Source organism: Klebsiella sp. KTE92, from assembly GCF_000398905.1.
Classification (GTDB): Bacteria; Pseudomonadota; Gammaproteobacteria; order Enterobacterales; family Enterobacteriaceae; genus Klebsiella; species Klebsiella variicola.
Window position 1 is genome coordinate 1,799,299 of record NZ_KB976100.1, and the last position, 4,866, is coordinate 1,804,164.

Annotated in this window: 5 protein-coding genes and 1 tRNA gene; 1 reads left to right on the forward strand and 5 read right to left on the reverse strand. The window is 55.2% G+C overall.

Annotated elements, in window-relative coordinates; translation table 11 throughout:
* The 3 genes from A1WC_RS16810 to A1WC_RS16800 all read right to left on the reverse strand — a co-directional run bounded on the left by A1WC_RS16810 (nucleotide 1) and on the right by A1WC_RS16800 (nucleotide 1,786).
* Nucleotides 1–85, reverse strand: a tRNA-Ser gene (locus A1WC_RS16810).
* A 144-nt stretch (nucleotides 86–229) separates the two neighbouring features.
* A complete protein-coding gene (locus A1WC_RS16805) occupies nucleotides 230–907 on the reverse strand; it encodes an isochorismatase family protein (RefSeq protein WP_016160607.1) in 678 nt (225 codons plus the stop codon).
* 18 nt (nucleotides 908–925) lie between these two features.
* Nucleotides 926–1,786 carry a pirin family protein gene (locus A1WC_RS16800; protein ID WP_008805952.1) on the reverse strand — a complete coding sequence of 287 codons (861 nt, stop codon included), beginning with the start codon at nucleotides 1,784–1,786 and terminating at the stop codon, nucleotides 926–928.
* Nucleotides 1,787–1,900: 114 nt separating this feature from the next.
* Here A1WC_RS16800 and A1WC_RS16795 point away from each other — a divergent pair, with 114 nt between their 5' ends.
* Nucleotides 1,901–2,806, forward strand: coding sequence for a LysR family transcriptional regulator (locus A1WC_RS16795; RefSeq protein WP_016160608.1), 906 nt, complete (start codon nucleotides 1,901–1,903; stop codon nucleotides 2,804–2,806).
* Nucleotides 2,807–2,994: 188 nt separating this feature from the next.
* Here the strand turns inward: A1WC_RS16795 and A1WC_RS0124955 are convergent, their stop codons facing one another.
* Together A1WC_RS0124955 and A1WC_RS16790 are read right to left on the reverse strand one after the other, a co-directional pair.
* Nucleotides 2,995–3,567: a TetR/AcrR family transcriptional regulator gene (locus A1WC_RS0124955; RefSeq protein WP_032691352.1), complete on the reverse strand. Its 573-nt coding sequence runs from the start codon at nucleotides 3,565–3,567 to the stop codon at nucleotides 2,995–2,997.
* 94 nt (nucleotides 3,568–3,661) lie between these two features.
* Entirely contained in the window at nucleotides 3,662–4,525 is an 864-nt protein-coding gene (locus A1WC_RS16790) for an arginase family protein (protein WP_012542255.1), read from the reverse strand.
* Nucleotides 4,526–4,866: the final 341 nt, after the last annotated feature.

A 4,866-nucleotide genomic window follows, 5' to 3' on the forward strand; every position in this document is an offset into this window, starting at 1 on the left:
CGGTGAGGGGGGGATTCGAACCCCCGATACGTTGCCGTATACACACTTTCCAGGCGTGCTCCTTCAGCCACTCGGACACCTCACCATATTGTCTTGCTGCTCACCTTGGGTGGGCAACGGGGCGCTACTATAGGGAGTTGCGTTAAAACGGTCAAGCATATTTTCTTCTTTCTCTACCGTTCGCTCACGCAATGAACAACACCCCGCTGCGGTACAGCGGGGCGGGGTTTTAGCGCTGAGAATCCAGCTGTTCGTTATTCTTCACCACGTCCTGCGCTTTGCTGTAGCTTTCGATCAGCAGTTGGTAGGCCGGGAAGACTTTGGTGTACACCTCCGCCCATTCTGCGGCGTCCGGGCGATTCCAGGTGCGCTGCAGCTCAGAGGCGACGGCGGCGGTATCCATCGGCACTACGCCAGCCTGTACCACGCGAGCCAGGGTAATTTCCTGCGCCATTTTGCTGTAGGTGCCGGAAGCGTCAATCACGGCAAACACTTTATACCCATCGGCGACAGCGGCAATCGCCGGGAAGGCCATGCAGACACTGGTGATAGTCCCGGCGATAATCAGCGTCTTACGACCGGTCGCTTTCACCGCGGCGACGAATTCCGGGTTATCCCAGGCGTTAATCTCGCCTTTACGGGCGATGTATTTCGCATGCGGCGCGTTTTCATGAATCTCCGGGATCAGCGGACCGTTCGGCCCCTGCGGCACGGAGGCGGTGGTGATCACCGGGATCCCGGCAAGCGACGCCATCCTGGCCAGCGCGGCGGCGCGAGCGCGCAGCTCTGGCATCGGCATATCGCCGACGGTCTGGAACAGGCCGCTCTGGTGGTCAATCAACAGCATGGCGGTATCGTTAACATCAATCACCGGACGAGCACCGTTAAAGTTAGCGGGAGTAGACATAGTATTCACCTCAATCAGTTAGATTTGGCCAAAACGGCCGCTGTTAAAATCGCGAACGGCTTCTGCGATCTGCGTTTTGTTATTCATGACAAAGGGGCCATAGCCCACAATCGGCTCCTGCAGCGGTTCGCCGGCCATCAGCAGAACTTTTGCCTGGGCGGTCGCCTCTAGATGCAGGGCGTCTCCTGTCTGGCTCAGGACGGCGAGCTGACCTTCGCGGGCGGACTCGGAACCGTTGATGATCACTTCCCCTTCCAGCACCACCAGCGCGGTACTCCAGCCTTCCGGCTGGCGCAGCGTGAGGTCGCGCCCCTGATTCAGCTGCAGATCCCACACGTTAAGTGGTGAGAAGGTATGGGCCGGGCCGCTGACGTCGTCATACTGGCCGGCAATAACCCGAACCTGTCCGGCGCCATTCGCCAGCGCGACGGTGGGGATCGTCCCGGCGGTAATGCTCTGATAGCCGGGGGCCGTCATTTTGTCTTTGGCGGGTAGGTTGACCCACAGCTGGATCATCTTCAGCTCGCCGCCGCTGCGGGTGAAGGCCTCCGAGTGGAACTCTTCGTGCAGGATCCCGGCGCCCGCCGTCATCCACTGCACGTCGCCCGGGCCAATCACCCCGCCGCGTCCGGTGGAGTCACGATGCTCTACTTCACCGGCGTAGACGATGGTGACGGTTTCGAATCCGCGATGCGGATGCTCACCGACGCCGCGTTTATCGCTGCCCGCCGGGAAGGTGTACGGCCCGGCATAGTCGAGCAGTAGGAAGGGGCTCAGCTGCTGGCCGTGCGTCTGATAAGAAAACATCGAACGAACCGGGAAGCCGTCGCCTACCCAATGCTGCGCAGGCGCGGTGTAGACTCCTGTAATCTGTTTCATGGCTTTCTCCTGTGTATCGGTATCTGATGTAAATAAGCTTATATCCGGGACGACGTATGCGGTAGTGAGCAAAAATGACCTATACTGTTCCAAAAATGGAACAATGGAGGAAGGATGCAGGATCTCAATGACTTCGCCTGGTTTGTCCAGGTGGTAGACCATGGCGGTTTCGCCGCGGCGGGGCGAGCGCTTGACCAGCCGAAATCCAAGCTCAGCCGCCGCATTGCGCAACTCGAGGAGCGGCTGGGCGTCCGTTTGATCCAGCGAACCACCCGTCAGTTCGCGGTCACCGAGGTCGGGCAGACCTTTTATCAGCATTGCAAAGCGATGCTGATAGAGGCCGAGGCGGCGCAGCAGGCGGTCGAGACGCTGCGCGCCGAGCCGCGCGGTAGCGTCAGGATCACCTGTCCGGTCACCTTGCTGCATGTCCATATTGGACCGATGCTGGCGCGATTTATGGCGCGCTATCCCGGGGTAACGCTGCATCTTGAGGCGACCAACCGCCGGGTGGATGTGGTCGGGGAGGGGATTGATGTGGCGATCCGCGTCCGTCCCCGGCCCATCGAGGATAGCGATCTGGTGATGCGCGTGCTGGCGGACCGCGGGCACCGGCTGGTGGCCAGTCCTGATCTCATTTCCCGGCTCGGACGCCCGCAGGCGCCGTCCGAGCTGAGCGCCTGGCCGGGACTCAGCCTGGAAGCGAACAAGCATCAGCATAAATGGCAGCTTACCGGGCCCGGGGGGGCAAGGGCGGAGGTGTATTTCACGCCGCGAATGGTGACCACCGATATGCTGGCGCTGCGCGAGGCGGCGATGGCCGGCGTCGGCGTGGTACAGCTTCCTTTATTAATGGTGCGCGATCAGCTGGCGTCAGGGGAATTAGAGGTGGTACTGGATGAGTGGCAGCCGCGGCGGGAAGTGATCCATGCGGTGTTTGCTTCACGGCGCGGGCTGCTGCCCTCCGTCAGGGCGCTGGTGGACTACCTCAGCGAAGAGTATCAGCGGATGGAGGAAGATTGATGGGTAGGCAGAGGTTTTTTGCCGGACTCATATGTGAAAAGCGTCCGTACTTTTTCACGCACTCTTCGCAATCGCGTAGGGGCGTGAAAGATTGCTCACTGTGTGAGTCGTTTGCCGCTTGAGAGCGTTGGCTGTTATAAGCAACCTCTGGTTTTTTCGATACATCGTTTTACTATGACCGTCTGGTATTATTTAAGCAATTTTGCCATAACGTCAAAAAACATTGGCAGATCATCCTTGAATGAGAAGGTCGTGTTTATTGCCTGACGAGCGATTAAACCGTCAATAAGGGCAAAAATAATGATCGTGATTTCTTCAAGGTTAATATCACGGCGAAACTCTCCGGCAGCGATACCCTCCTGGATGAGCCGCGCGAAGCTTTTCCGCATGATGTCATCACTGGAGATATACGTTTTTCGCAGTTCTGGATTACGCGCAGACTCAGCCATGATTTCAACCCAAAGTTGATGCGTGATAGGGTAACCGATCTCGCTAATACAGGACGCGACTTGTGCACAAAGGCGATCAAAATAAGAGCCTGCATAGGTCGCATTATGGGCAGTCAGCGCGGAGTTCTGTTCTTCCAGTACAATAGCCTTAACAAGCTCATCCTTACTTTTGAAATACGTATACATTGCTCCTTGACTAATTCCTGCCCGGGTAGCGATTTCACGTACGCTTGTCGCACTAAAGCCTTTTTCCGCAAAGCAGGCAGCAGCAGCCGTAATCAACTTATGGTAGGTTTCGGTTTTTTTTAACATATCGGCATCTTGGTAAATTCGGTGTCCAGACTTTAACGCGCTTTTATGCAAGGAGCCAGAGCTAAACTCTGTCGTCTGGCTCCTGGATTTCGTCTTACTTTAGAAGGGGTAATTCACTGAGCATGTTCTTGAGATTCAGCATGTCCCAGGGCAAATGTTCAGCGATTGTCAGGCCAACGGGGACTGCTTTTGTCGTCGCTGCCGCTATCAGATTGAGTACATCCTCAATCGTCAGTTTGCCTTCAGCAACGTCGCCAAAATCGTGTTTTCCGCGCCCCGGTTTTGCAAAAAGAATGGAGCGGAACAGAGATGGGTCGAGTACGTCCAGATCGATATGGATCGCCAGATACGCAATCTTTTCTTTAGCTATCCACTCCAGGACTTCATCTGCACCGCTTTTAACCTGTTCAGGTGCTAGCGTCGTAATGTTATGGCGAGTGAGGTATTCAGCTTCATAAGGAAGTGGCGCGTGGATACCGGCAATCATTATTTTTGACGGATTAAGTTTGGTTTTTACATGGGCAACTAAATCGTTATCACCCGTACCCATTAGCGCACCAAGCACATGGGCATGCGCGTTTGGATATTGTTCAGCCGTCTGCACGTCAGGATGCGAGTCAATCCAGAGCACACCGAGTTTGTCTCCGAACTTATCGAGCAGGTGGGCGAAAGGCGCCAGCGAAACCAGGCAGTCTCCGCCTAAAATGACAATGCTATTGGGATCATGTTTTTCAATCAGTGCGGCAGCATTATTGAGTTGCCTGATGAGGGATGGCTTAGCCGTGATGCCATTAATCCCTGGCAATGGCTCTGTTGTTGGTAACTCAACAGGAACGATCTCAACGGGCCCTTTTGCTTCAGGAGAGAGAAACGAGAGGAGCTGCGAGCCAAGATAGTAGGGAGGATTGTTACCGCCTTGCCATTGAGGAAATATAAGTCGCAGTGTTTTGCTAGTCATTGGTTCCTTCTGTGTTGTCATGCGCTAAAGTGAATGAACGTTCATTCACTTTTACATTGAATTACGGTCGATACGCAAGTAACAAAGCACTTTTCGTTAATGCATAACGTACACCATCCGGAGCGATATGATTTTCGTTATGCCGGGTGGCTCAAAGCGGAAGAGGGGATAGTGTTGGCGAACATCTTCGCTGCGCTGTTAATCGTGTGAAGAAGAGTCTGGCTTTGACAATACTGCGTAATGTCTGTGGTCAGTTGTCGAACCCCGGTCGGGGGTTCTCATCCCCCCCGGCGGAGAATATAAAAGAAAAGAGCCCGTACTTGCGTACAGGCTCTCATCTC

What these genes read in the sequence shown, in the direction of transcription:
- A1WC_RS0124955 (WP_032691352.1), bottom strand. Translation starts at nt 3,567, where the DNA reads ATGTTAAAAAAAACCGAAACCTACCATAAGTTGATTACGGCTGCTGCT.
- A1WC_RS16795 (WP_016160608.1), top strand. Translation starts at nt 1,901, where the DNA reads ATGCAGGATCTCAATGACTTCGCCTGGTTTGTCCAGGTGGTAGACCAT.
- A1WC_RS16790 (WP_012542255.1), bottom strand. Translation starts at nt 4,525, where the DNA reads ATGACTAGCAAAACACTGCGACTTATATTTCCTCAATGGCAAGGCGGT.
- A1WC_RS16805 (WP_016160607.1), bottom strand. Translation starts at nt 907, where the DNA reads ATGTCTACTCCCGCTAACTTTAACGGTGCTCGTCCGGTGATTGATGTT.
- A1WC_RS16800 (WP_008805952.1), bottom strand. Translation starts at nt 1,786, where the DNA reads ATGAAACAGATTACAGGAGTCTACACCGCGCCTGCGCAGCATTGGGTA.